The following is a 24407-nucleotide window of genomic DNA, read 5'->3' as shown; positions in this document are numbered from 1 at the left end:
CTAATAATTTTTATTGTAATAAACACAAAAACCACAGTTCCAAATCAGAACTGTGGCTCACACACTCATTTTATTTAAATACAGGATCTTTAAACTGCTCTAGCTTTTGTAAAGATGACTTCTCCACATGCTCATGAAGACTGTTTCCGTGTGAATCCATCGTTACAACGGCTGTAAAGCCATTGACGCGAATGTGCCACATCGCTTCTGGAACTCCGAATTCCATCAGGTCGACACCTTCTACTTTTTCCATACACTCAGCGTAATATTGTGCAGCACCGCCGATAGCGTTCAGATAAACACCGCCGTGTTCTTTTAGAGCTGCTAATGTTTTTCGACCCATTCCACCTTTACCAATAACCGCGCGGATTCCAAACTTCTTCATGATGTCGCCTTGGTAAGGTTCCTCACGAATACTTGTTGTTGGTCCTGCCGCTTTAACGACCCAATTTCCTTCAGCGTCTTTTGCCATTACTGGACCGCAGTGATAGATGATCTGACCGTTCAGGTCGATTGGAGCCGGATTGTCCATTAAATGTTTATGAATAGCATCTCGACCTGTATGCATCATTCCATTGATCGTCACAACATCTCCGACTTTTAACTCACGGATCTGCTCTTCGGTAATAGGAGCTTCAAGTGTGACGCTTCTCGTCTTTTCTTCTTGCTGTTCAACAGCCGCTGCTGCTTCCTCTTCAGCTTTAGTGAAGTCTACTTCTTCGCCTTCTGTATACAGCCAATCTTGAATTTCTCCCGTTTCAGCGTTCAATTTTACCCCTAAACGACGGTAAGCCCAGCAGTTATAAGCTACTGATACAAAGAAACTCGCTGGAATACGATTGATCACACCAACTTTACAGCCAAGTAATGTCGTTTCACCGCCAAAGCCCATCGTACCGATTCCAAGCTTATTAGCGTTCTCCATCACATACTCTTCAAGTTTACGAAGATTTTCGTTTGGATTAACGTCATCTACAGAACGGAATAGCATCTCTTTAGCAAGCTCATAACCTGATGTACGGTCGCCACCGATCCCAACACCAATAAAGCCGGCACTGCAGCCTTGACCTTGAGCTTGATAAACGGAATGCATGATACATTTACGGATACCGTCTAAATCACGTCCCGCACGTCCTAAGCCTTCTAATTCAGCAGGAAGACTATATTGAATGTTTTTATTCTCACAACCGCCGCCTTTTAAAATCAGACGAGCATCGATGTAATCCTCTTCCCATTGCTCGAACTTAATAACAGGCGTTCCGTCTCCTAAGTTGTCCCCACTGTTGTCTCCAGTAATTGAATCAACTGAGTTCGGACGAAGCTTCGTATCTTTTGTTGCATCCGCAATCGCTTGACGGATCGCTTTTTTCATCTTGATCTGGTTCGCTCCTACAGGAACTTTGATTTTAAAAGTAGGAAGTCCCGTATCCTGACAGATCGGTGAAACATTTTCATCTGCTTTTAAGATATTATCTGTAATCGTATCTAAAGACATCGCAGCACGTGTTCCAGCGTTTTCTTTTAGCTTAGCTGCAAGAATGGCACGGCGAACGTCTTTTGGCAATTTCGTTGATGTTTCTACAATCAGTTTGTACATGCTTTCTTGAAATTTCTCCATCTCTTCACTACCCCTTTGTGACTTGCTATTGTAAGCGTAATCAAAATTATTAATGAGTTCATTATAACAAAAAAAACCGCTTCTTTAATAAAGAAACGGTTTTCGAGCTTATTTTTCTTCCCAATCGTGACGGAACTGTTTGCACTTTTCTTCTAAGTCATCCAGCATTCCGATGATTCGGTCGATCTCTTCAATTCCTGCTGTTTCAGCATCTATAGAATCTAAAACATCAACTAATAAGTCAATACGATTTTTAATATATTCTTTTTGAGAGGATTTATCCTGAATAGAGTTACCCATGTTGATCTCTCCTTTCCATCCCTTCTACTTTAACAAGGTCAACCGATTTTGCCAACAGAATATTATCCTTTTTCTTTAATGAGGCTTCGGTTAAGATAGAAACTGTCCATTTATGGTCGCAAAGGAGATGTATGATGGTGTTAAAAACCGAATTAAGAGCGATTATTATATCTGCTATTTGCTTAGATGCTGTACAGCTCCAAAGCATATGCTTAATCCCTTTAGACTGAGCTACCTTAACACCCTCTCTAACTCTCTGAGTAATGAGCTGTCTTTCCATCTGCCCTAATGCTCCCATGATAGTAAGTAGAAACATTGAAAGAGGATTAGAGGAGCTTGTATCTAACCATGTATCATGTATTCTCTTTAAAGATGCTCCTGATGCTTTGCTTTAATCTTTTCTACAATCTCCAAGAGGTCAACTGTACTTTCTACAATATGGACTGTATCTCCTGGCTGTAGATCAGAGAGCATTCCATTAAGAGCAGGTCTGTCTCTCTTTGCTCCTGATACTCTGTCTGCATATATCCTGTCACAACCTAAAACTGCACCTGCTGTCTATCAAACTTCTGAGACTCCTTATCTGTGCTAATCCTCATATAGCCAATTACTTTTGCCCATTTATAATGTCTCCTTGTATTCAATTACTGTAACAAAGTCCTTTTCTCCACCTACATCAGACTGCTCTTTCCAATAGTAGACCTTATCTATAACCTCATGTAACAGCTTATTAGCTTTTGTAGGATTAGCCTCTATGTCCATTGACAATAGCCTCTCAATCTTTTCCTTAGCTTTCTTTTGCTTTTCTACCTCAGACTTAGCATCTGCTCCCTCTAAGCTCTGTAGCTCCTGCTGTACTGCTAACTGTTGCTCCTTAATTGACTTAATCTCAGCCTGAGCCTCCTCAGCCTCATAGATACCCATTTTAAAGCCATCCTGTACATTCTTTTTTTGTGTCTCTAGATTATTGTACTGGAGAGTTAACTCCTGCTGTTTTAATGCTACCTTACTGATAATATCCTTACTGCCTGATAATACAGCCTCTATCTCCTTATCAATGTCTGTCAGATGCTCTCTGAGTTTATTAAGGATGTCCTGCTCTACTCTAGCTGACCTGATGCCATTATTGGAGCATCTTTCTTGTCCTTTGCTCTCAGCCTTAGCTTTTTGACCTTTAGAGGCATGACAATTTAGGACATATAGCTCTCTCTGTGCCTTGTCCAATACATTCCTAGCCGACCTCTTTGTATATTTCTGACAAAAGGATAATGTTTGATTACATTTAGGACATACAAGCAACCTAGACAAGCTGTATACTCCTCTCTGACTGCTCTGAGGTACTACTCTCTTTCCTGCTCTAATTAGCTGAGCCTTATTATATGTATCAGCATCAATTAAAGCAGGATGAGCCTCCTCTACAGTAATAACATCCTCTCCTGTAAGTTCATAATGTACAGTACCTCTGTAAGCTACATTGGATAAGATTAAAGATGTAGCCCTAACAGTAAAAGGCTTACCTGCTCTAGTCAGCTTACCCCTCATGTTTAACTGCTCCACTAGCTCAGCCTGATTTAATCCCTCATTAACATACATATTGTAAATTTCCTCTACTATCTTAGACTCCTCAGGATGAGGTATAAGATGCTTTGTTTCATCTTTGGTATACCCATAAGGAGCAATGCCAAAAAATACTCCCTTTTTAATAGCCTGTATTCTACCTCTCCTTAATTTTCTCTTTGTCATCCTCATAAAATGATTATCCATCTCTGACTGTATTCCTAAGGTGTAAATATCATCATCATTCATAAAGTTGTAGGTCTTGTTAAGAGTAAAGAGCATTAAGCCCTCAGCTTTCATAAACCTTACAAATAGTCCAAAGTCTGTCCTATCTCTAGTAATTCTATCCTGATCTGTGCAAAGGACTCCATCATATATATTCCTTTTAAGCTCCATTAACATCCTTTGATACTCAGGTCTATTCCAATCCTCAGAGCTACCCTCCTCAGAGAATACCTCATAATCCATATTGTTAGCCTCTGCATAGTCAGTCAATAGCTCTAGCTGTCTGCTTATTTCCATTGCATCAGCATCCTTTAGTCTTGATTTCCTGACATAAATTGCCACAAGCTTTTTAATTGCCTTTGTCATCCATTTACCCCCTCTCAAATACCAATATTATCTAATCTAATACCAAGTATATACAGTTCTTTATTAAGATGCAAGATTTATTACATTGGATGATATTATTGATTTTGCTTCATTGACATATCTTGTTGAAAATGACCATAATAGTTAAGTATTAAAATGATTGGAGTTCTAACTAAATGAATAAATATATGACCAAACCTGAAATCACTATAAAAAATGATCCATGGGAGGCTTATTTAGATTTTAAGCAGTATGGTAAAACAGCTTTATCTAGCATAGAGATTACCACCACTCTTCTTTGTAACATGAGATGTAGACATTGTGCTGTTGGAGATACCCTCCTTTACAAAGACCCCAAAGCACTCCCATTAGAACTGTTACTTCAAAGGTTAGATGAGATACCTACTATGAGAACACTTAGTCTTACTGGAGGAGAGCCAATGCTTTCCTTAAAATCAGTAGAAAATTATGTCTTACCATTATTGAAATATGCTCAAAGTAGAGGCATTTACACTCAGATTAACTCTAACCTCACATTAGATATTGAAAGATATAAGATGATTGCACCTTATTTAGATGTATTACATATCTCCCATAACTGGGTAACTGAGGATGAGTTTATTGATACTGGCTTTGCCATGATGGAAAGAAAGCCAACAAGAGAACAAAGAAAAGCATTATTTGACAGAATGATTTCTAACTCTAAAGCTTTGTCTGATATGGGAGTTTTAGTTTCTGCTGAGACCATGATAAATGGCAGAACAGCACCTCACTTAGAAAAGATTCATAAGCAGGTTGTTGAGGAAATGGGCTGTAAAAGGCATGAAATTCACCCTATGTATGAAAGTGGATATGTAAGTAAACCTGCCCCTTCTGTTACGCAAGATTCATTACAATCTATGTACCCTAGCGATTTCGCGAGTACATTGGAAACAATCTCTCTAAAAGAAATGCGTGAAAGTATTCACCACCTTCTAGATATTCGAGATAAAAAAACGTGGATGCTATTTGGGACTCTACCCTTTTATGCTTGCTCTGAAAACGAAGAGGACTTGAGTTTAATCAGAAGACTTCAAACAGAAGAAAATGTTACAGTTCGTAATGACCCTGATGGAAGATCGAGGTTAAACATCAACCTGTTTGATGGCAATATTATCGTAACAGACTTTGGGGATGCTCCTGCACTTGGAAATATAAAAGACACGAGCTTACCGGATGCTTATGAAGCATGGAACGAATCAGCTCTTGCAAAAGAACTTAGCTGTCATTGTCCAGCTGTACAATGTTTAGGACCGAACGTACTTGTAAAACATTCTTACTATCAAGAAGTTGATTTCAAAAATAATACATCAAAGCTTTAAAGCGTTAAAAAGTTATAAACTTTACAAAAGTAAGTTTAAACCGTATAATAAGAGGCAAATATAGACTGTAGAAAAAGCATCGTTTTTTATATAGATAGAGGTGAATGATAATGGATTATAGCACGATGTGTCCGAAGTACGAAGTAGCCATGGATATTATCGGCAAAAAATGGACAGGACTCATCATTCGCGTTTTGATGGATGGCCCTAAACGGTTTAAAGACATCAAGTCCCAGATTCCCGAAATGAGTGATCGCATGCTTACGGAACGGATGAAGGAATTGGAGTCTGTGGGAATTGTGAAGCGTAACGTTTACCCAGAGACACCAGTGCGAATTGAGTATTCACTGACGGATAAAGGAAACTCTTTAAAAACAATCATCAACGCCATTCAAGACTGGAGCGAACAATGGGTGGACCATTGTTAAGCTACTCTATGTAAAAGGAGACATCTTCTGTATGTCTCCTTTTTACGATCTTCCTTGAATTTGATTGGAGTGGAAGGTGCGAGACTCCTGGGGGATTAGCGGGACAGGTGAGACTCTTAACAGCGCATAGCGCTAAGAGGCTCACCGCACGCCCCCCGGAAAGCGAGCATCCTGTAACGGAAATCAACCACTCGAGGACGTCATAGGTTAAACAAAAAGAAAGGACAGCTGATTAGGAGCTGTCCTTTTTTACATATTGCTTGTATGAAAACTAAAAGATACGTGGTCTTGAACCGGAATCCAAGCACCAATTCCTTGCTGTGTAACATTTTGAATAACGATCTCTCTTTTACCGCCTTTTAAAACGATATACACTTCTCCGTAAGTAACTCGTCCTCTTTCATTAACCGCTGGGACATAACTATCTAAATATCCTACCTGTTTTGGTGACACATGGTATACGTTTGATTTCTTTGTACCTGCGCCAACAGCTGTCTGAAACGATAAAGGTAACTTTGATTTTTCTGCTGCTGTGATGAGCATCATCTTTTGAACAGCTTCACTATTTGGAATTGATGCTGTAAGACCACCACTTACTTTTTTATGAGCCGTTTGGTTATAAGACAGTTTTGCAACTGCTTGTGCACCTCTGTTGTCTAAACGGTTCGTATTGATTTGTTGGTGTTCCCAGTTCACAGTCGTCTCTGTTGATTGATAAGACAATGGCCATTGACCTAAGTAGATTTTTGCACGGTACCAAAAAGCTACTTTCGATCCATTTATCGTTGACTCATTCAATAAACGAATTAAATCTGGATTTGTGATTGGAACGTCCGATGTTTTAAGCATAGCTTTCGCAAGCTTACTCGGTTCTAAGTAAGGAAGATCTTGAGCTGAGTTGGGATACGTGTTCTCTTTGGATATGCCAAGAACCGAACTCGGTATTTTAATATCTGCTTTTGGAGCAGCTTTTTCTATTTTTTCTGCTTGTTTTTGTTTTTGTTTTTGTTCTGGCTGTTGCTTTGTTTTTTCAGCTGCTAGTGCTGTATTGGATAACACAAAAAGCATGACAAATAACATAATAAAAATTCTCTTTTTCATAACATCCTCCTTTCCCCTATTTTTTTCTAACCGATAAAATTTATCCATGTTCCCTGCTTAGATCTCTCCGGATTTTGTTGGAAAATAAAAAACCCTAATTCTATAGGGAATCAGGGCATGGATTTAACGTTGAATTTCAAAACTTTCGGTGATGTTTATACTGTCTTTTACGGATTGCACCATCGAACAGTTTTTTCGAGTTACGTTTAATGCTTTCTCGACCTTCTCTTCTGATAATTCTTTTCCTTTGATCAAAAAGTGAAGGTGAATGTCCGATACTCGGTTTGCCTCTTTTTCTACTCTGTTGATCTTTGCTTGAACAGTGATGCCATCATACTGCATTCTCATACGCTCTAATACTTTACGTAGAACTCCACCACTGCATACGGCGATAGAAGAAACAAGAAGTTGAAATGGCCGATAACCATATTCAGCATTTCCGCTTATCTCGAGTGTTCCGTAATCTACCTCGGTTTCAAAACCATTTTCAGTCATCTTAAATTCCAAATTTACACACCCCTAATCTTGAACTTTACACTCAACTTTTTATGGTTTCCATTGTACAATGGTTTTAGTTTGTTTTGAAAAGGAGATGCTCATGCAGCTTTCTACGTATAAATTCTCAGTTTTAGTCAGCATTGTTTTTATATCAGGTTTCGCTCAAGGTATGCTGCTTCCTTTAATTGCAGTCATTTTTGAACAGGACGGTACATCTGCTTCATTAAACGGTTTCCATGCAACAGCACTTTATATAGGTATCTTGATCGCTTCTCCGTTTATTGAGAAGCCTCTTAGAAAATTTGGCTATAAACCACTCATATTAGCAGGACTTTTAGCCGTTGTACTCTGTTTTGCTATGTTTCCTGTTTGGAAAGTATTTTGGTTTTGGTTTGTTTTACGGCTCTTAATCGGTATTGGTGACCATATGCTGCATTTCTCTACGCAAACTTGGATTACGACAAGCAGCCCAGAAAAAAGAAGAGGCAGAAATATCTCTATATATGGGATTGCATTCGGGGCAGGCTTTGGAATCGGACCTCTTATGACAAAGATGCTGGAAGTAAACGAAAACCTACCTTTTTGGCTTGCTGCCGGTCTTTGTTTTCTTTCTTTTCTTCTAATGACGACGATTCGAAACGAAAGACCTGAAACAGAATCTGCTCGAACTTCTGGTATAACAGCCATCGACCGTTATAAAGATGTTTTGAAATTAGCTTGGGTATCTTTATTGCCACCATTTGGTTACGGTTTTTTAGAAGCGACTCTACATGGCTCTTTTCCCGTTTTTGCACTTCGTAACGGAATCAGCTTAGATTGGGTAGCAGTTCTCTTGCCAGCCTTCGTGTTAGGCAGCCTTGTTTTCCAGTTGCCACTTGGCATTCTCAGCGACAAGTTGGGTAGAAAACCAATCTTAATTTTTTCTTTTGTTTCGGGTTTCTTCTCATTTCTGGCAACATACTGGAGCATGAACAATTTTTGGCTTCTGATCAGTTTGTTCTTTTTATCAGGAATGTTTGTAGGATCAATGTTCTCTCTTGGAATCGCATTTATGAGTGATCTGCTTCCTAAATATCATCTGCCTGCAGGAAATATCTTAGCAGGCATCAGTTTTAGCATCGGAAGCATGTCTGGTCCCATGATCGGAGGAAGTTTCATAAGCTGGTTTGATGGAGGTGCTTTTGTATTTGCGATCTGCGGTATGTTATTTGTACTTTGCTTACCCATTCTTTTTATAAAGAATAAACATGAGATCGCGATAAAATCCAAAACAGCTTAGAAATAATATTTTTCTTTTTACACCATATTAGTAAAGCAGGATTTTTGACTTTAGTTGTTCAACCTTTAAACTAGAAATTAGATAAATTAAACTATCTTCAAAAACAAGGAGTAGATATTTTTATGATGAGTTTACGTTCGGATATGCCAGAACTTAATGGTGCTACACAATGGATCAATGGAGAAGTTTCGAAAGGTGACTTGATCGGAAATAAACCAACGCTTATTCACTTTTGGTCTGTAAGCTGTGGACTATGTAAAGATGCAATGCCCAACATTAATCAATTTCGAGATGACTATAAAGACGAACTGAACGTTATTGCGGTTCATATGCCTCGTTCAGAAAAAGATTTGGATATCGAACAAATTAAAGAAGTAGCAGCAGAACACGATATTACACAGCCAATCTTTGTGGACAACGATCATACTTTAACTGACGCGTTTGAAAACGAGTACGTGCCTGCTTATTATGTTTTTGATGCAGAAGGTAAGCTTCGTCATTACCAAGCTGGTGGAGATGGCATGAAGATGCTGACAAAACGTGTTAACCGTGTACTAGGAAAAGAAACAAAGTAAGCAAACAAAAACCGGACAGCTGTAATCGCTGCCCGGTTTATTTATAGTATTTGCTTTTATACAATAGCCATTATCTTAATAATCGTTCGATCCATCGGAAGATCATCGCTAAAAACTTATATAAAAATAGTCCTAGCATTGCTCCCATACCATTAAGAAAGATATCATCAATATCGAATATTCGTTTGAAATACTCATATTGAAGAACCTCAATAATGAAACTAGTACCAAAACCAAAAATGAATATAAAACGCCAAGAATTAAACACTCGGTAAATTAAAGGCAGCAACAAACCAAATGGTACGAACAAGAGCACATTTCCGATGATATTCTTCAGGATGAGCCAATCATCCTCACTTCTCCACATTAGCCTTATGCTGTCAAACAAAACAAGATTAGCGGATTTACCATATGCATACTCATTAAATGAAAAAAGAGTGGCTTTAATTAAGACTGCCATATATACGATAAAAACAAGTGTACCTAAAATGCTAAAGATGAATCTAACTTTTTTCATACTGCCTTTTCTCCTGCCTTTTTTAAAGAAATTCCCATAAGTGCCTTTTCAGTGTAACATGCAAAGCTCTTAAGGAGATACAGGTAAAAGACACTTTCTCCATTACCTATACACATTTCGCAGAATCCATTCAAAACATGTACTTCTTCTGTACTTTTTCACTGCCGTTTCTTAACAAAAAAAAGCCGCCCTGCTAAAGGACAGCTTCATACTTGTTCGCGTTCAGATTAATGAAAGTCATTTTTTTTGTTTGAGGATTTACTCGTTTTGTGCTGACTATCATTTTTATTGTTCTTATTGCTGTGGGTCTGTTTGTTGCTTTTTCCCATATCAATAATACCTCCTTAACGACAAGGTATGTATAGTTTTTCCTAGGATTCAGCTTTTAACAAGCCCCTTTTCTTGGCAAAATCAATCTTAAACTTATGAAACGTGGCATTTAAGACGCCTCCAGATAATAAGACGATACCAGTGAGATAAAACCAAAGCATGAGAACAATAATCGCTCCAATACTTCCATAAGTAGCAGAATAATTGCCAAAATGGTCAACATAAAAGGCGAAACCGAACGATACGATCTGCCAGAAGAATGTAGCAACTAGTGAACCGTACCAGATCTCACTATATTTCAGCCTTTTACATGGAGCTAAATAATAGAGAACAGATACAACAGTCGCGATAATGAGGAAACTAATCAACCACCGTAGCACTCCCCAGATCTGCAAGAACTCATCACTCAACCCTAAGTAAGAGAATGCTGCGTTCCCAAGCATCTTTCCGAATACAGGGAAAACGAGTGCAACAACAAAAGCGAAAATAACGCCAAACGTTAGGAATATAGCCAATAACCTTGTTTTTATGAAGCTTCGGCATTCTTCAACTCCGTATGCTTCATTTAAAGCCTTGATTACAGCATTGATCGCATTAGAAGCTGACCAAATCGTAGCTAGAATACCGATTGATAAAAGGCCGCCACTTCTTCCTTCTAATACAGCAAGTAAATTTTCTCGAACAGAATCCATCGCCTCTGATGGTACGAAGTGCTCTATCAGGTCGAGCGCTTCTTTTGGTTCTATAAAAAAGGCGCCAAGCGTTAATAAGAAGATTAGAAAAGGGAACAGCGAAAGCAAAAAATAATAAGCAAGCTGTGCTGCAAGTCCTGTTACATCTCCTCTTTGAAAACCATGCATGAATTCAATTCCAAATGCTTTGGCTTTCATATGTTTGAGTATATGCCATAACGTCAAAGTTCCTCTCACCCCTTACTTATTTTTATACATTTCCCTTTATCTTTCCCCTTCCTTAGGGTGATAAAAACTTTTTTCAGGATAAGTTTATAATTTTTTATAATGGGTAACTTAAGAATAATTCCATATTACAACCTACAAAAAAAAAGGAGGAATTTTAAATGAGTTTATTATGGGCACTTATAATTGGAGGAATCATCGGTTGGTTAGCAGGTCTTTTAACAGGGCGTGACGTACCAGGCGGAATCATCGGTAACATCATCGCAGGTTTCGTTGGTGCATGGTTAGGTGGATTATTATTAGGTGATTGGGGACCAATGGTAGCAGGATTTGCAATCGTTCCAGCTATTATCGGTGCAGTTGTAGTAGTACTTATCGTAAGCTTTATCATGCGCAGTATGCGTAGCCGTGCTTAATAAGATTTACTAAAACATAATCTTTTTCAAAAAGAAAAGCTGGCTAAGGTCGATCATTTATATGATTTTCCTTAGACAGCTTTTTGCTTTGTTACAATAATTAAGCCATTCATTTGGATTGCATAAAGTTTCTTGTTCGTTTAGTCGAGATGATGGTGTTGATTAATGCTCGTTCTTCGGAATTATGCTCGGTCACGATTAACGACCATTAACTTAAAATTTCTTTTTAAACACATAGCTCGGCATCTCATAATTCATCTTATCTGTATAAAAACGATGAGCGTCTAAACGGCTCACATTTGAACTTAGTGCAACACAATTACAGTTATTTTGAAGTGCAAAGGACTCCAAAAATGCAAGAAGTTCCTCTCCATATCCTTTTGATCGTTCGTTGGAATCAGTGATCAGATCGTACAAATAAATATGCTTTCCGTCGTAAAGATTAGTCAGCATCGCAAAACCCGCCAAAGCAACAATTTTCCCTTCATGAACATTGGCGAATAACGTATAACCTTCTTTCTCCATCTGTAAAAAAAGTTCATAAAAAAGGTCTTTTGAAAGATGTGTACGAAGCTGATTCATAACCGGAAAAGCATCACGTACTTCTTGTTCTGTTGATAATTGACGAATTTCACCCATCCGATATCCTCCTGATTATAACGATTCTCTATTCTTTATTTCTATAAGCAGCCTCTCACATCCGATTGTCACAAGATCATATACTTCTTGGAAATTACCTGTGAAGTACGGATCTGGAACATCCTCTTTTTCAACCTCAGGTACAAAGTCCATTAGTCTTGCGATCATACCTGTTTGGGTTTGCCCCGCCATCCTATGCATGTTACCGATATTCTCTGCATCCATACCAATGATATAATCGTAATCTGTTAGATCTTTAGTTTTAACTTGGCGCGCTTTTTGACCTTCATAGGAAATTCGGTTTTCTTTCAAGATATTCCTAGTTCCCTCATGAGGCGGTTCTCCCGCATGCCAGTTTCCTGTTCCAGCAGAATCAATCGAAATGATTTCAGATAATCCTTCTCGTTTTACAAGATCTCGAAAAATCGCCTCCGCCATAGGAGATCGACATATGTTTCCTAAGCATACAAAGAGTACTCTAATCATGAATCATACCCCTTTCGTCTTCCTTTTAAAGGTATAACAATTTCATCCAATAATAAAGGGGAAATATACACAAAAAAGAAAACCAGGTTGATCCCCGGTTTTATTTGTTCTGTTAACTATGCTGTTGAATATCAGAAATACCGTTTTAAGCATGACGTCTTTAATAAGCTGAACGCTCCGCGGAATGCATGCATCATGAACGATATTCTTCAGAATCCTTACAATTAAAGTTTGATGCTTTTCGGTATCCTTGGTTCTCTTCCCTGACAAGTTGATTGGAGTAGAAGGTGCGAGACTCCTGCGGGACAGGTGGGCAGGTGAGACACTTAAGAGGGAAACGAACAAATGTGGCTCACCGCCTGCCCCGCGGAAAGCGAGCACCTGGAACGGAAATCAACTACTCTCAAAAACAACAAAGAAAACACTAAAGTACATTTAATTAAGCCAAATAAGCCTCTCGAACGGACTCATTTGTAATGAGCTCATTCCCTTGACCGGCCATCACAATCTCTCCAGTCTGCAGCACATACCCTCGATTGGCGATCTGAAGAGCCTGAAATGCGTTTTGTTCAACTAGAAGAATCGTCATTCCTTCTTTATTGAGATCACTTATAATATCAAAAATTTGTTCTACAATAACAGGGGCTAATCCCATTGAAGGTTCATCAAGCAATAAGAGGCGCGGCTTTGACATAAGTGCACGACCCATGGCGAGCATCTGCTGCTCACCGCCACTCATCGTACCTCCTTTTTGTGTTAACCGTTCTCTCAACCTTGGAAAATAGTCGAAGACCTGCTCCATCCGTTCCTTGATGACTTTTTTGTCTTTTACGATAAAAGCGCCCATCTCTAAATTCTCTTTTACAGACAGTCTTGGAAAAATCCTTCTTCCTTCAGGAACATGCGCAATACCCGTTTGAGCGGTAATGTGCGCAGGTTGTTTAGAGATGTCTTTTCCTTCATAGATAACAGAACCTGTTTTCGGCAGAACCTGGCCGCTGATTGTTTTTAAAGTCGTTGATTTCCCCGCTCCGTTCGATCCGATTAATGTAACGATTTCTCCTTTTTCTACAGAAATACTAATACCTTTTAGCGCATGGATACCACCGTAATATGTGTTAATATCATTTAATTGCAGAATACTCATCGTTCTCCTCCTTACGCTGGTGTTACGGCACTTTTTCCAAGATAAGCTTCAATCACTTTGACATTATTACGGATTTCAGCTGGCTTTCCTTCAGCGATCTTTTCGCCATGATCTAATACAAAGATCTGTTCAGATATCTCCATAACTAGCTTCATATCATGTTCGATCAAAACGATCGTTACATCCAAGTCCTCTCTCATTCGATGGATAAACTCGGTTAATTCGCGTGTTTCTCTTGGATTCATGCCTGCTGCTGGTTCATCTAGCAACAAGAGTTTAGGTTTTGTAGCAAGTGCACGCGCGATCTCAAGCCTTCGCTGAGCTCCATAAGATAGATTCTGTGCATCTTCGTTCAGATGTTTGGCAAGGCCGACATATTCAAGCCAATGGTAAGCTTCTTCTTTGGCCAGCTGTTCTTCTTCTCTTACCTTTTTTGTTTGAAACAAAGTACCAACGATTCCCGCTTTCAACTGTTTATGCAACCCTACCATTACATTTTCAAGAACGGTAATGTTTGAAAAAAGACGTATGTTCTGGAACGTACGAGCAATACCGTGCCGGGAGATCTCATGTGGCTTCAACCCCACTAAAGAACTTGATCCGAGTTGCACATTCCCATTGTCCGGCTGATATACCCCGGTGATCAGGTTAAAAAAAGTAGTCTTTCCTGCTCCGTTCGGTCCGATTACAGCAGTTATCGAACCTTTTTCCACTGTCATATCTACTGAATTTACGGCAACAAGTCCGCCAAACTGTTTAGTAAGATTACTAACTGTTAAAATCGACATCTTATACCGCCTCCTATGCCTGAAACCCTTTGTCAGGTTCAACCGTAATCTTTTCTTTTCTGTGCTTTTTAGACCCCTCTTTAAGAGACTCTTCATCAAACACAGGATTTTTAGATGGTATTAACCCTTGAGGGCGATAGATGGCAAATATGATTAAAATCGCTCCAAAGATAAATCGTTGCATTTTTGCTGGAGCGAGCGCTTCTGGAAAGCTGATCACACCGTCAAGACTCAATTGATTTAAGTAATTTGTTACCTCTGTCAGTACCTGTAGATTTAGTATGGTAATTACGGCTGCCCCGAGGATTACACCTGGCACACTTCCCATGCCTCCTAAGATAACCATTACTAGAATGGTAATGGATTCTAGTAGTGTAAAACTCGTCGGATCAACAAATGTTTGTTTCGCTGCAAAGACAACACCCATCATTCCTGAAAAAGAAGCTCCGATTGCGAATGCTAAAAGCTTCGTACGCACAAGGTGGATACCCATCGATTGTGCAGCGATCTCGTTTTCTCTAACCGCTTTCCAAGACCTTCCGATTTTTGAGAACTCAAATCTTCTCACAGCTAGAATGACAAGAAACAAGATAGCAAGAACGATATAGTAGAATTGGTTTGGATATACAAACTGATACCCGAAGATCTCTGGTGGTTTAACAGATGCTAAACCCATTGCTCCATTCGTGATATTTACAGGCTTATCAAGGTTATTGAACACAATTCTAATGATCTCACCGAAACCAAGCGTAACGATCGCTAAGTAGTCTCCTTTTACACGAAGTACAGGAATACCTAATAAGACACCAAAAAGTGCAGCTACAAAGCATCCGATTAAAATAAAGATCCAAAAGCTCTCGCCCGATAACGGGAACGTTCCGAACGGCATAAAGTTAGCAGCTTGTCCTGTTGCAAAGATCCCATACGTATATGCCCCGATAGCAAAGAAAGCGACGAACCCGAGGTCTAATAAGCCTGCTAAACCAACTACGATATTAAGTCCCAATGCCATCGCTACATAGATACCTACAACGGTAGCCACTTCCATGTAAGATTGATAACCTGGTCCAGTGCTTGATACAAAAGGTATTACGCCGATGAGGACGACGCCTGCAATCAACCATTTTAGACGGTCTGGCAGCTCTGTATAGTACAGAAGCAATAATGAGAACAACATCAGCAGAAAAGCTGTTACAGATGCTTGAGCAAGATATAGGCTCAACGAGGTAATCAGGACATAAAGGACGAGTAGAATAATTTGTGCCAGCTTGTTGCCTTTTAATTTACTTGTCAGCTTATTCATCGCTCTTCACCTACACTTTCTCAGTAACTGCTTTGCCAAACAGTCCTTCTGGTTTGAAAATTAATACGACGATTAGAATGGCGAACGCAAATACATCCTTATACTCCGCGCCAAAGATACCACCTGTTAATAGCTGCAGATTGGCAGCTGCAAACATTTCTAAAATCCCTAACATTAATCCGCCAGCCATAGCACCGCGTATATTTCCGATGCCTCCAAGAACAGCAGCTGTAAATGCTTTTAAGCCTAGTATAAAGCCAATGTACGGATCGATCGTTCCATATTGCACAGCAAACAGAACACCCGTTGCTCCACCTAGAGCTGACCCGATAAAAAAGGTCAATGAGATCACTTTGTTCACATTGATAGACATAAGTGAAGCCGTTTCACGATCTTGAGCTACTGCTCTCATCGCCATGCCCCACTTCGTCTTATTAACGAAGAAGTCGAGTCCGATCATCATGATCACAACCGCAATGATTAAAATCATTGTAGACGTTTTAAAGAACGCATCACTAAACGAAGAGGATATGCTAGAAAATTTAATGGAAAATTGCTCATTAAACATGGAGGGACCTGTTAAGATATAATTTCCTCTTTTGTATTCTGTAATAAAACGAACGAGATCCTGCAGCAAGAACGATACACCGATCGCTGAGATCAACGTAATCAGTTTAGGTGAATTTCGGAGCGGCCTGTAAGCCATACGCTCTATTCCAACACCCATGAAACCGGTTAAGATCGACGTAACAACCAAAACAAGAATTAAAGCAAGAATGGCAGGCATCGCCGCCAACCAGCCCATTCCTGTCATAAGAATCAGCATCGCAACACCGATAAAAGCTCCAGTCATAAAAATTTCACCGTGGGCGAAATTGATGAGCTCTAGTATTCCATAAACCATCGTATAACCGAGTGCAATAACGGCGTAAATCGCACCAAGAGCGATTCCATCTACAAGAACTTGTGGCAGACTTTGTAAAATTTCAGCTAACATAAATATTCCTCTCTTTCACGTCTGGGGAGTATGTAAAAAAGAAGAGGGACATGGCCGTTGGGGTCATTCCCTCTCTTGTAAACATAAGTTTACTTACTGATTTCGCCTTCTTGAACGCCTGGATATTTAGCTTCACTGAACTTGTAGATGTAGACTTTTGCAAACTTGTTGTCACCGATATCATCAAACTCGACTTTTGTTACAACACCTTGGAAATCTTGAATCTTTCGGATTTCTTCTGCTACTTTTTCACGTGCAGGAAGATCTCCGTCACTTCCTTCGATCGCCGTCTCAAGTCCTTTTAATAGTACGCTCATAGAATCATAGCCATAAGCTGAATAAGACTCTACGTTTTTGTTGAACTTCTCTTTGTATTTAGAAGAGAAATCTTTACCTTCTGTTGATTTGCTTGCATCAGCTGCTACAGAAGTATAATAAACGTCTTTTACAGAATCGCCCGCGATTTCAACTAGAGTAGACGAATCCATTCCATCTCCGCCCATGAATGGAATCTTAATTCCTTTGTCACGAGCTTGTCTGATCAACTGGCCGCCTTCTGTGTATAATCCACCAAAGAACACTAAATCAGGTTTCTTTGATAACACTTGTGTAAGTACACCATTAAAGTCTTTCTCACCAACGGTAATTCCTTCGTAACCAAGAATTTCTGCTCCAGCCTCTTCTGCTGCCTCCTTAAACGCATCAGCAAGACCTGTTCCGTACGCCGTTTTATCTTGGATAACAAAGATTTTCTTTGCTCCTAATTTATTGATTGCAAAGTCTGCACCTGCAGGGCCTTGGAAATCATCACGAGCTACGATACGGTTCACTGTTTTGAGTCCACGATCCGTTACCTCTGTCGCAGTATTTGCTGGAGAAACCATCGGCACTTTATATTTTTCATAAACTTCAGATGACGGGATGGAGACGCCTGAATTCAAGTGACCCACTACCCCAAGGATTGATTTATCTGAACCGATCAGCTGTGCATTTGCTACACCTTTTTTAGGATCTGCCTGATCATCATATGGTTGGAGCTGGAGCTTGTACCCTAAGTCTTCGAACTTCTTCTTGTTTTCTTCCAGCGCCAGTTGCGCACCAAGCTTAATAGATTCCCCTAGTGTTGCACTACCGCCAGACAGCGGAGTTTGCGTTGCAATCTTGATTACCTTTCCGCTTCCTCCCCCTCCATTGCTTCCTTCTGAACCGCCAGAAGAATTACAACCTGCCAAAAGTCCTAGTGATAATGCAGAAACCGCTAATACTTTTAACCCTCTCTTAATCCCCACCTAAAATCCCCCTTGTTTGAATATTATGATAATTTCCACTATTTAAAAAAATAGTACATGAAGAAAAGGGATTAGACAACTAAATTTTTGGAAAAATAGAATTTTTATGTTAAATTTAAAAGTTTTCCCTATTATTCAACATATTTCTTTATAGTTCGCCCATCTAGAACTTTAGTAGGAATAAAAAAAGACTCACCGTTATATACAGTGAATCTTTTATGAATATATTTATTTGTTCAAAATCTTCACATGATACTTTCGAGTTCGTGGACCATCAAACTCACAAAAATAAACACCCTGCCAAGTTCCTAAGAGGAGCTTGCCGTTCTGAATAAACACAACTTGCGAAGAACCAACGGTACTTGCTTTAAGATGTGAAGCGGAGTTTCCTTCAGCATGGCGATACTTCGGGTGTTCCCACGGATATACCTCATCCAAGCGCATTAGCATATCATGAACAACATCAGGATCAGCATTCTCGTTAATTGTTATTCCTGCTGTCGTATGCGGACAGTATATGTACATCACCCCATCGTTTACACGCTGCTCCTCCAGATAAGCCTCCAATGTACTCGTAATCTCATACATCTCATTTCTTTGATGCGTTTGTATCGTAAAAGTTTGAGTCATTCTTATCCCTCCTCATTCTCTTTATTTGATAGCCCGGTATGAAAATCCTTTTAATATTAATGTGAATATGTTTCATTTAATGTGAAATTAATTCATTTTACGTGAAATTATCGAGATTAACGTGAATATATGTGAAATAATGTGAAATTAATTTTGGGTGTGTGTTTTAAATGCACATACTATACGTTTGTGCTTTTCAAACGGACAAGCATGAAGTAATGAGGTATGAAAAAAGGAATGACTCAAAAATTAGCGTCATTCCTTATCACATCTTCTATTTACGATGAACGCGCGTGCGGTCACCGGCGATTTTTTTCCATTTTGCTCTTTCGGCATTCGCTAACTTCTGATCTTCTTTGCGTGCGAAGTAAGCTAATTCACGCTGAAGTTTTACATAACTGTTATAGCGGTCTTCTTTTAACTCACCTGTTTCAATCGCTTCCTGCACTTTGCACCCTGGTTCATTTTGATGGGTACAATCACGAAAACGGCATTGTTCCGCATATCCTTCAACATCCTGAAAGCTTTGGCTTAAGCTGCTGTCGCCTTCCCACAATTGAAGCTCTCTCATTCCTGGAGTATCGATTAAGATTCCACCACGATCAAGAACAAGCAGTTCACGATGCGTGGTCGTATGCTTTCCTTTTCCATCTTCTTCACGAATAACGTTCGTTTTCAATACCTCTGACCCGAAAAGTTTGTTTGCAAGCGTTGATTTTCCAACACCCGAGGAACCTAATAGAGCAACGGTTTCACCCTCTGTAATATATGCTGCAAGCTCATCAAGACCCGAACCTGTTTCTGCACTAACTGCAAATGTAGGAACTCCAAACGCAATGTTTTCCACTTCATCTAAGAACTTTTGAACATCGTCACAAAGATCCGCCTTGCTTAAAACGATAACTGGAGTCGCACCGCTTTCCCAAGCCATTAACAAATAGCGTTCGAGTCTACGAAGGTTGAAGTCCTGATTTAAAGCATTTACTAAAAAGACCGTATCAACGTTTGTCGCGACAATCTGTTCATCTGTTGTTAAGCCTGCTGCTTTTCGAGAAAATTTACTTTTGCGCGGCAGTATGCCGTGAACGTAAGCTTTTCCTTCTTGCGGAATTGCCTGAACAGCGACCCAATCTCCAACTGCTGGGAAATCATGACGCCCTGTTGCATTAAAGCGAATCTTCCCTGTGATTTCACCTAATAATTCACCATGCTCTGTCAGAACACTATAGAGTCCTTTATGCTCTACGCTTATTCTTCCTGGAACAAGATCTTGATTTTCATATGTTTGAAACGATTCTTCAAATGTTTGATTCCAACCTAGTGATTTTAAATTCAATGTAATACCCTCCGAATAAATGTTGTCATTTTTTTATAAAACTCTTCCTAATACATTGTTGTCCTAGTATGTGGTTGATTTCCGTTCCAGGTGCTCGCTTTCCGGGGGCGTGCGGTGAGCCACCTCGACGCTATGCGCCCTTAGGTGTCTCACCTGTCCCGCTGATCCCCCAGGAGTCTCCCACCTTACACTCCAATCACCTTTTCAATGGAGAAAATAGAACAAAAATTATTTCATAGAAACAAGGATTTTAGTAAAAAGTCTTTCTTACAATAGAAAAAGAACCTAAAGATATACTTAGGTTCTTTACCGAAAGAAAAGTACACAAATACCCCTCTTCATATAAAAAACCATGGCACTGTTGTACAGCCCATGGTTAAATGACAAATTTAAGCGAAGAAATTACACGCAAATAAACTACTAGCGATTCTTCATTGTCCCAATAGGCTGTACATAAATTACACTCTCTGAAGTCAATCCATTAAGCTGTCTCATGATACATACCTCCTTGGGTTTCATTAAGATTAGTTACTTTACTTCTACACTATAGCAGGATATGCATAAATTGTAAATAGATGCATATTTTTATTTTTGAACAGAAGTATTCTGATACCCTTCAATGATCCTTTTGATCATAGGCATATCCATATGAAGTGGTAGAGCTTCTATTTCTTCTAGCATTTGTTGAGTGTTGCTGTCATCAAACGTAATGTTTCTGTTCAAGTAGTTTTTATAAACGTCAATCACGCTGTTGAGAAGCATTTCTTCTTCATTTAAAGAAGGCTCATAATCGTACGGAGCAAGCTTAAAGAGTTCGAGTCCTGCTTTTTCCCTCATAATCTGAAAAACATCTTCACTAAGCGGAGGATTGCTATTTGTAATATGGTAGATCTTGTTTTCTCTTCCCTTTTTGAGAACAGCAGATAAAATATTTGCTACATAATCAACAGGAACAAGATTCTGCGTACTTCCCTCTTCACACAATAAGTGGAATACACGATTCCCCAAACCTTTTCTTTGAAATCTCTTCTTAAAGACTTCCAGGCTACGGAGTAATCCATACAGGGTAAACTTAGAATCTGCTTCTCCTGTTTTAGAGTCACCAATAATGATCGCCGGTCTTAAGATACTTACGTTAAAACTATCTGTAAACTCCATACATAGATGTTCAGCTTTACACTTACTTTCTTCATATGGATTATTGAATGTATTGTTCAGACTGTGCAATTCTTCTTTAGCAAATTCGTCTTTGCCAAGAGTATAGGCTGTGCTCACATAATAAAAATGCGCAACACCCATTTTCTTTGCAGCATGTAGTGCATGTTGTGTACCTGTATAATTTATTTGAAAAAGTTCATCTTTAAGGTCCAAGTCAAATTTCACAAGAGCTGCCATATGATAAAACACATCAATTTTATCTGAAAGTTCTTGCTCCGCTTCCTTCGTCATTCCTAAGTGAGGAGCGGTGATATCACCTTGAATAATATGAATAACGCCGTTCAAATCAGCTGTCTTGTGAAGAAGCTGTTCAGCTTTTTGTAAGTTTCGCGCTAACACATAAAGTGTATGACCTTCACGCGCCAAGTTTTGAATTAAGCGACCACCTAAAAAACCAGTTGCTCCGGTTAAAAATATATTCATTCAGCTGTTCCTTCCTATTCCTATATCAGCATACTTCTGCTTATATAGTACCACAACATTACTTGTATGTTGCCGGTTTCAAGAGATATGCTAAATAAAGCCCAAAAATAAAAGCTGCTAAAAAGCAGCCTTATTTTTCATCATCAGGTTTAGCAATATTAACAGCGGGCATCTCACTATTCATATAATCAGTGGGATGGCCATCAGTCTGTTGATTCTCATCATAAAAATAAGCGTTGATCTCTTGTTCTGCATGAGCAGTCGGATCTTCAATAGGTTTATGATTCTTGCGTTCTTGGTCCATAGCTAATCTCCTTTTCCACATGTTTCACAAGCTTTAAATACTTCCTCATACTGAAGTTTTTCATTCGCATCAAACGTATGGTTGCTAAATTGAACAATACCTTCTTGATCGATAACAAAACATGATCGAATGGCAGTTCCATTCTCTTCGTTAAGAACACCGAACTTTTGCGTTACTTTTTTATGCCAATCGGCTAAAAGGGGGTAAGGTAAAGTTCCTAGAGCTGCCGCAAAGACATTATGTGAGTATATGTGATCAACACTGATCGCAAGCACTTCTGTATTGGCATCTTCAAAGCGTTTGTAATCCTCTTTCCAAGAGGTTATTTCCTTAATTCAGCCAGGTGTAAAATCTAGCGGATAAAAAGCCACAAGGACATTCTTCTTCCCTTTAAAGTCTGATAATGAAATATCTTTTTTTAATGTAGAGGGTAACGTAAAATCGGGTGCAACATCACCTTTTTGTAGCAACTATCCCACCTCCTTGCGTCTTTAAGAATATACTTCCCCGAACATATAAAAGAAAACGTTGGAATATATAGTCATTGATCGAAGATTTTACTTGGATGGGTTACACTATTGAAACCTAAACAATGGATGTACGTAATTATAGTATTGAAATAGAGGAGGAATTTTCATGAGAAGTGCGAATCCTGCTTTAAAAGGCTCAACTTTTGAGAAATTCAGGGGAACGTCTTTTAGCAAGAAAATGACTTTATCAGGAACAGTAAACAAAACGTTTATTCTGCTGCTTGTTTTGATGACAACCGCCATATATACATGGTATCAATACAATCTAGGTAACCCCGTCGGTCATTTTATCGTGATCGGTTTGGTCGGAGGTCTTGTTACAGCATTAATCGTTGCATTTGTTCCTAAAACAGCACCATTACTTGCACCGGTATATGCTGCACTGGAAGGTCTTGCAGTTGGGGGAATATCAGCCAACTTCGAGGCTCAATTCAATGGCATTACATTGCAAGCTGTCGCTTTAACATTTGGAACGTTGTTTGCCTTATTGCTCGCATATATGTTTAGGATCATAAAAGTGACTCACAATTTCCGATTGATTGTTTTCTCAGCGACTATGGGAATCATGCTTGTTTATCTCACTAGCTTTATCTTAGGCTTTTTCGGAATGAGCGTACCTTATCTACACAGCACAGGTCCTATCGGGATTGGAATTTCACTGTTTATCGTTGTGATTGCCGCATTAAACTTAGTGTTAGATTTTGATTTCATAGAATATGGAGCAGATCGGGGAGCTCCTAAATATATGGAATGGTACGGTGCTTTTGGGCTCATGGTCACGTTGATTTGGCTGTACTTTGAAATTTTACATCTGCTTGCAAAATTAAGAAGAAACTAAAAAAGAGAAGCCGACAAAAAGGCTTCTCTTTTCTTACGTCAGTATGTTCATCCATCTGTAGATCGTCCAGCATCCTACGCCTATATTTACTGCATATAATGCCGCTAGCATGACTTTGTTATGATGAGTAACAAGCTGCACGAAATATAACGTTCCCCATAGGATGAGAATAAGCAATGCCCAAATAAGGCTGCTATCATTACCTTGCATGACTGCTCCATAGCTAAAGATCCATGTATATGGAAGTAACAGGCTTCCTGTAATAAAGTACATGCTATGAACACAGTGGGTTTGAAGTTTGTTAGCTAGAGGTGCTCCTTTAATCATTACCCCATAAAGCAAACAAATCCCAATGGCGATACCAAGGAAGAATCCGATCTGAAAGATTTCAAAAAAGAAAACTGGCAGTACAGAAAATGCCTCCATCCAAAACAATCTGCTAAAAAAGAGAATCGTTAATCCGAACAACGTATAAGGAATGGAATAAAGCGTGCGAATTCCCTTCCAAACTGTATGACTTAATAAGAGTAAGCCATAAATAAAAAACAAAAAACCCAGCAGTTTGCTGGAAAAAAGCATCAGGAAACTGTATAAACAGAAAAGAACGGCAAACGCAATATGATAGAAGTAATCATATTTTGTATGCCTAGCTTTTTCGAACGTATTATTTATTAAAATCATGTTGCACCTGCCAAGACTAGTCGTGTTTATACATTTATCGTCAAAGACTGGTTATTTTTCAAGTTAGTCCTTTGGCACTTTAACCACGCCTCTAATGTGCCAGAGATGAATAAGCTCTAATCGTTTTCGATATTGTTTCGCCTGAAGCCTTCCTTTTTTGTATCTTTTCTTCAATAGCTGCATATAATCTTCAATCTTGATATGATAGTCATCCATTCTTTTACCCACCCTCACCAATTATCTCATTGTCATATTCCCGAATTTAGTCGAAATGTAACATGAAATTTTAAATAAATGAGAAAAAGTAAGA

Annotated in this window: 29 protein-coding genes; 6 read left to right on the top strand and 23 right to left on the bottom strand. The window is 39.1% G+C overall.

The genetic code is table 11. From position 1 onward, the window contains the following. Positions 1–70 precede the first annotated feature (70 nt). The 5 genes from H9648_RS14930 to H9648_RS14915 all read right to left on the bottom strand — a co-directional run bounded on the left by H9648_RS14930 (position 71) and on the right by H9648_RS14915 (position 4066). The gene (locus H9648_RS14930) at positions 71–1618 is read right to left on the bottom strand and encodes a fumarate hydratase (protein WP_191754584.1); all 1548 of its coding nucleotides are present in this window, start codon (positions 1616–1618) and stop codon (positions 71–73) included. A 108-nt stretch (positions 1619–1726) separates the two neighbouring features. Then, a complete protein-coding gene (locus tag H9648_RS14925; RefSeq protein ID WP_066243343.1) occupies positions 1727–1918 on the bottom strand; it encodes an SE1561 family protein in 192 nt (63 codons plus the stop codon). Then, positions 1911–2279: a recombinase family protein gene (locus tag H9648_RS20895; protein WP_318243541.1), complete on the bottom strand. Its 369-nt coding sequence runs from the start codon at positions 2277–2279 to the stop codon at positions 1911–1913. Before H9648_RS20895 ends, H9648_RS14925 begins: the two co-directional genes overlap by 8 nt. Before the next feature lie 5 nt (positions 2280–2284). Next, positions 2285–2446, bottom strand: coding sequence for a recombinase family protein (locus H9648_RS20890; protein WP_318243540.1), 162 nt, complete (start codon positions 2444–2446; stop codon positions 2285–2287). Positions 2447–2539: 93 nt separating this feature from the next. After that, positions 2540–4066 carry a recombinase family protein gene (locus H9648_RS14915; RefSeq protein WP_191754583.1) on the bottom strand — a complete coding sequence of 509 codons (1527 nt, stop codon included), beginning with the start codon at positions 4064–4066 and terminating at the stop codon, positions 2540–2542. A gap of 176 nt (positions 4067–4242) precedes the next feature. Here H9648_RS14915 and yfkAB point away from each other — a divergent pair, with 176 nt between their 5' ends. Together yfkAB and H9648_RS14905 are read left to right on the top strand one after the other, a co-directional pair. Next, positions 4243–5427, top strand: a complete 1185-nt coding sequence (gene yfkAB / locus H9648_RS14910) for a radical SAM/CxCxxxxC motif protein YfkAB (protein ID WP_191754582.1) — start codon at positions 4243–4245, stop codon at positions 5425–5427. A 110-nt stretch (positions 5428–5537) separates the two neighbouring features. Then, positions 5538–5855 (top strand): winged helix-turn-helix transcriptional regulator, encoded by a 318-nt coding sequence (locus tag H9648_RS14905; protein WP_066243338.1) that lies wholly within the window; start codon positions 5538–5540, stop codon positions 5853–5855. 249 nt (positions 5856–6104) lie between these two features. Here H9648_RS14905 and H9648_RS14900 read toward each other — a convergent pair whose 3' ends face one another. Both H9648_RS14900 and H9648_RS14895 read right to left on the bottom strand, forming a co-directional pair. Continuing rightward, entirely contained in the window at positions 6105–6956 is an 852-nt protein-coding gene (locus H9648_RS14900; RefSeq protein ID WP_191754581.1) for a YfkD famly protein, read from the bottom strand. 123 nt (positions 6957–7079) lie between these two features. Then, complete coding sequence (locus H9648_RS14895) at positions 7080–7463, bottom strand: OsmC family protein (RefSeq protein WP_191754580.1); 384 nt, start codon at positions 7461–7463, stop codon at positions 7080–7082. A gap of 91 nt (positions 7464–7554) precedes the next feature. Between H9648_RS14895 and H9648_RS14890 the strand changes: the two genes are divergently transcribed. Together H9648_RS14890 and H9648_RS14885 are read left to right on the top strand one after the other, a co-directional pair. Then, the gene (locus H9648_RS14890) at positions 7555–8733 is read left to right on the top strand and encodes an MFS transporter (RefSeq protein WP_404825754.1); all 1179 of its coding nucleotides are present in this window, start codon (positions 7555–7557) and stop codon (positions 8731–8733) included. 125 nt (positions 8734–8858) lie between these two features. After that, positions 8859–9308 carry a redoxin domain-containing protein gene (locus tag H9648_RS14885; RefSeq protein ID WP_191754615.1) on the top strand — a complete coding sequence of 150 codons (450 nt, stop codon included), beginning with the start codon at positions 8859–8861 and terminating at the stop codon, positions 9306–9308. A 70-nt stretch (positions 9309–9378) separates the two neighbouring features. Here the strand turns inward: H9648_RS14885 and H9648_RS14880 are convergent, their stop codons facing one another. Beyond that, the gene (locus tag H9648_RS14880; RefSeq protein ID WP_191754578.1) at positions 9379–9825 is read right to left on the bottom strand and encodes a VanZ family protein; all 447 of its coding nucleotides are present in this window, start codon (positions 9823–9825) and stop codon (positions 9379–9381) included. 371 nt (positions 9826–10196) lie between these two features. Next, complete coding sequence (locus tag H9648_RS14875) at positions 10197–11072, bottom strand: YihY/virulence factor BrkB family protein (RefSeq protein WP_225218911.1); 876 nt, start codon at positions 11070–11072, stop codon at positions 10197–10199. 161 nt (positions 11073–11233) lie between these two features. Here H9648_RS14875 and H9648_RS14870 point away from each other — a divergent pair, with 161 nt between their 5' ends. Beyond that, positions 11234–11488, top strand: coding sequence for a GlsB/YeaQ/YmgE family stress response membrane protein (locus tag H9648_RS14870; protein ID WP_137791560.1), 255 nt, complete (start codon positions 11234–11236; stop codon positions 11486–11488). A gap of 213 nt (positions 11489–11701) precedes the next feature. On the opposite strand, the gene H9648_RS14865 is transcribed toward H9648_RS14870, so the two are convergent. From H9648_RS14865 to H9648_RS14810, 12 genes are all read right to left on the bottom strand, one after another. After that, positions 11702–12127, bottom strand: coding sequence for a GNAT family N-acetyltransferase (locus tag H9648_RS14865; RefSeq protein WP_191754577.1), 426 nt, complete (start codon positions 12125–12127; stop codon positions 11702–11704). Positions 12128–12142: 15 nt separating this feature from the next. Further along, a complete protein-coding gene (locus tag H9648_RS14860) occupies positions 12143–12613 on the bottom strand; it encodes a low molecular weight protein-tyrosine-phosphatase (RefSeq protein WP_191754576.1) in 471 nt (156 codons plus the stop codon). Positions 12614–13052: 439 nt separating this feature from the next. Beyond that, complete coding sequence (locus tag H9648_RS14855) at positions 13053–13760, bottom strand: ABC transporter ATP-binding protein (RefSeq protein WP_191754575.1); 708 nt, start codon at positions 13758–13760, stop codon at positions 13053–13055. An 11-nt stretch (positions 13761–13771) separates the two neighbouring features. Further along, positions 13772–14548 carry an ABC transporter ATP-binding protein gene (locus H9648_RS14850; protein ID WP_066391088.1) on the bottom strand — a complete coding sequence of 259 codons (777 nt, stop codon included), beginning with the start codon at positions 14546–14548 and terminating at the stop codon, positions 13772–13774. Between the two features lie 13 nt (positions 14549–14561). Further along, a complete protein-coding gene (locus H9648_RS14845) occupies positions 14562–15851 on the bottom strand; it encodes a branched-chain amino acid ABC transporter permease (protein ID WP_191754574.1) in 1290 nt (429 codons plus the stop codon). A 10-nt stretch (positions 15852–15861) separates the two neighbouring features. After that, positions 15862–16848: a branched-chain amino acid ABC transporter permease gene (locus H9648_RS14840; RefSeq protein ID WP_191754573.1), complete on the bottom strand. Its 987-nt coding sequence runs from the start codon at positions 16846–16848 to the stop codon at positions 15862–15864. A gap of 89 nt (positions 16849–16937) precedes the next feature. Next, positions 16938–18137 carry a branched-chain amino acid ABC transporter substrate-binding protein gene (locus H9648_RS14835; protein WP_191754572.1) on the bottom strand — a complete coding sequence of 400 codons (1200 nt, stop codon included), beginning with the start codon at positions 18135–18137 and terminating at the stop codon, positions 16938–16940. A 228-nt stretch (positions 18138–18365) separates the two neighbouring features. Further along, positions 18366–18767: a secondary thiamine-phosphate synthase enzyme YjbQ gene (locus tag H9648_RS14830; RefSeq protein WP_191754571.1), complete on the bottom strand. Its 402-nt coding sequence runs from the start codon at positions 18765–18767 to the stop codon at positions 18366–18368. Positions 18768–19041: 274 nt separating this feature from the next. Beyond that, a complete protein-coding gene (rsgA, locus tag H9648_RS14825) occupies positions 19042–20103 on the bottom strand; it encodes a ribosome small subunit-dependent GTPase A (protein WP_191754570.1) in 1062 nt (353 codons plus the stop codon). A 585-nt stretch (positions 20104–20688) separates the two neighbouring features. Continuing rightward, positions 20689–21744 carry an SDR family oxidoreductase gene (locus tag H9648_RS14820; RefSeq protein WP_191754569.1) on the bottom strand — a complete coding sequence of 352 codons (1056 nt, stop codon included), beginning with the start codon at positions 21742–21744 and terminating at the stop codon, positions 20689–20691. A gap of 130 nt (positions 21745–21874) precedes the next feature. Continuing rightward, positions 21875–22048, bottom strand: coding sequence for a hypothetical protein (locus H9648_RS14815; protein ID WP_191754568.1), 174 nt, complete (start codon positions 22046–22048; stop codon positions 21875–21877). A gap of 2 nt (positions 22049–22050) precedes the next feature. Further along, entirely contained in the window at positions 22051–22518 is a 468-nt protein-coding gene (locus H9648_RS14810; RefSeq protein ID WP_225218910.1) for a redoxin domain-containing protein, read from the bottom strand. Between the two features lie 166 nt (positions 22519–22684). Here H9648_RS14810 and H9648_RS14800 point away from each other — a divergent pair, with 166 nt between their 5' ends. After that, entirely contained in the window at positions 22685–23416 is a 732-nt protein-coding gene (locus H9648_RS14800; RefSeq protein ID WP_191754567.1) for a Bax inhibitor-1/YccA family protein, read from the top strand. 33 nt (positions 23417–23449) lie between these two features. Here the strand turns inward: H9648_RS14800 and H9648_RS14795 are convergent, their stop codons facing one another. Then, positions 23450–24097: a hypothetical protein gene (locus H9648_RS14795; protein ID WP_191754566.1), complete on the bottom strand. Its 648-nt coding sequence runs from the start codon at positions 24095–24097 to the stop codon at positions 23450–23452. A 63-nt stretch (positions 24098–24160) separates the two neighbouring features. Next, the gene (locus tag H9648_RS14790; protein WP_191754565.1) at positions 24161–24313 is read right to left on the bottom strand and encodes a hypothetical protein; all 153 of its coding nucleotides are present in this window, start codon (positions 24311–24313) and stop codon (positions 24161–24163) included. Between the last annotated feature and the right edge of the window lie 94 nt (positions 24314–24407).

The sequence above is a fragment of the Fictibacillus norfolkensis genome (assembly GCF_014836645.1).
GTDB classification, from domain to species: Bacteria; Bacillota; Bacilli; order Bacillales; family Fictibacillaceae; genus Fictibacillus; species Fictibacillus norfolkensis.
This window is presented reverse-complemented; position numbering and strand designations above follow the sequence as displayed.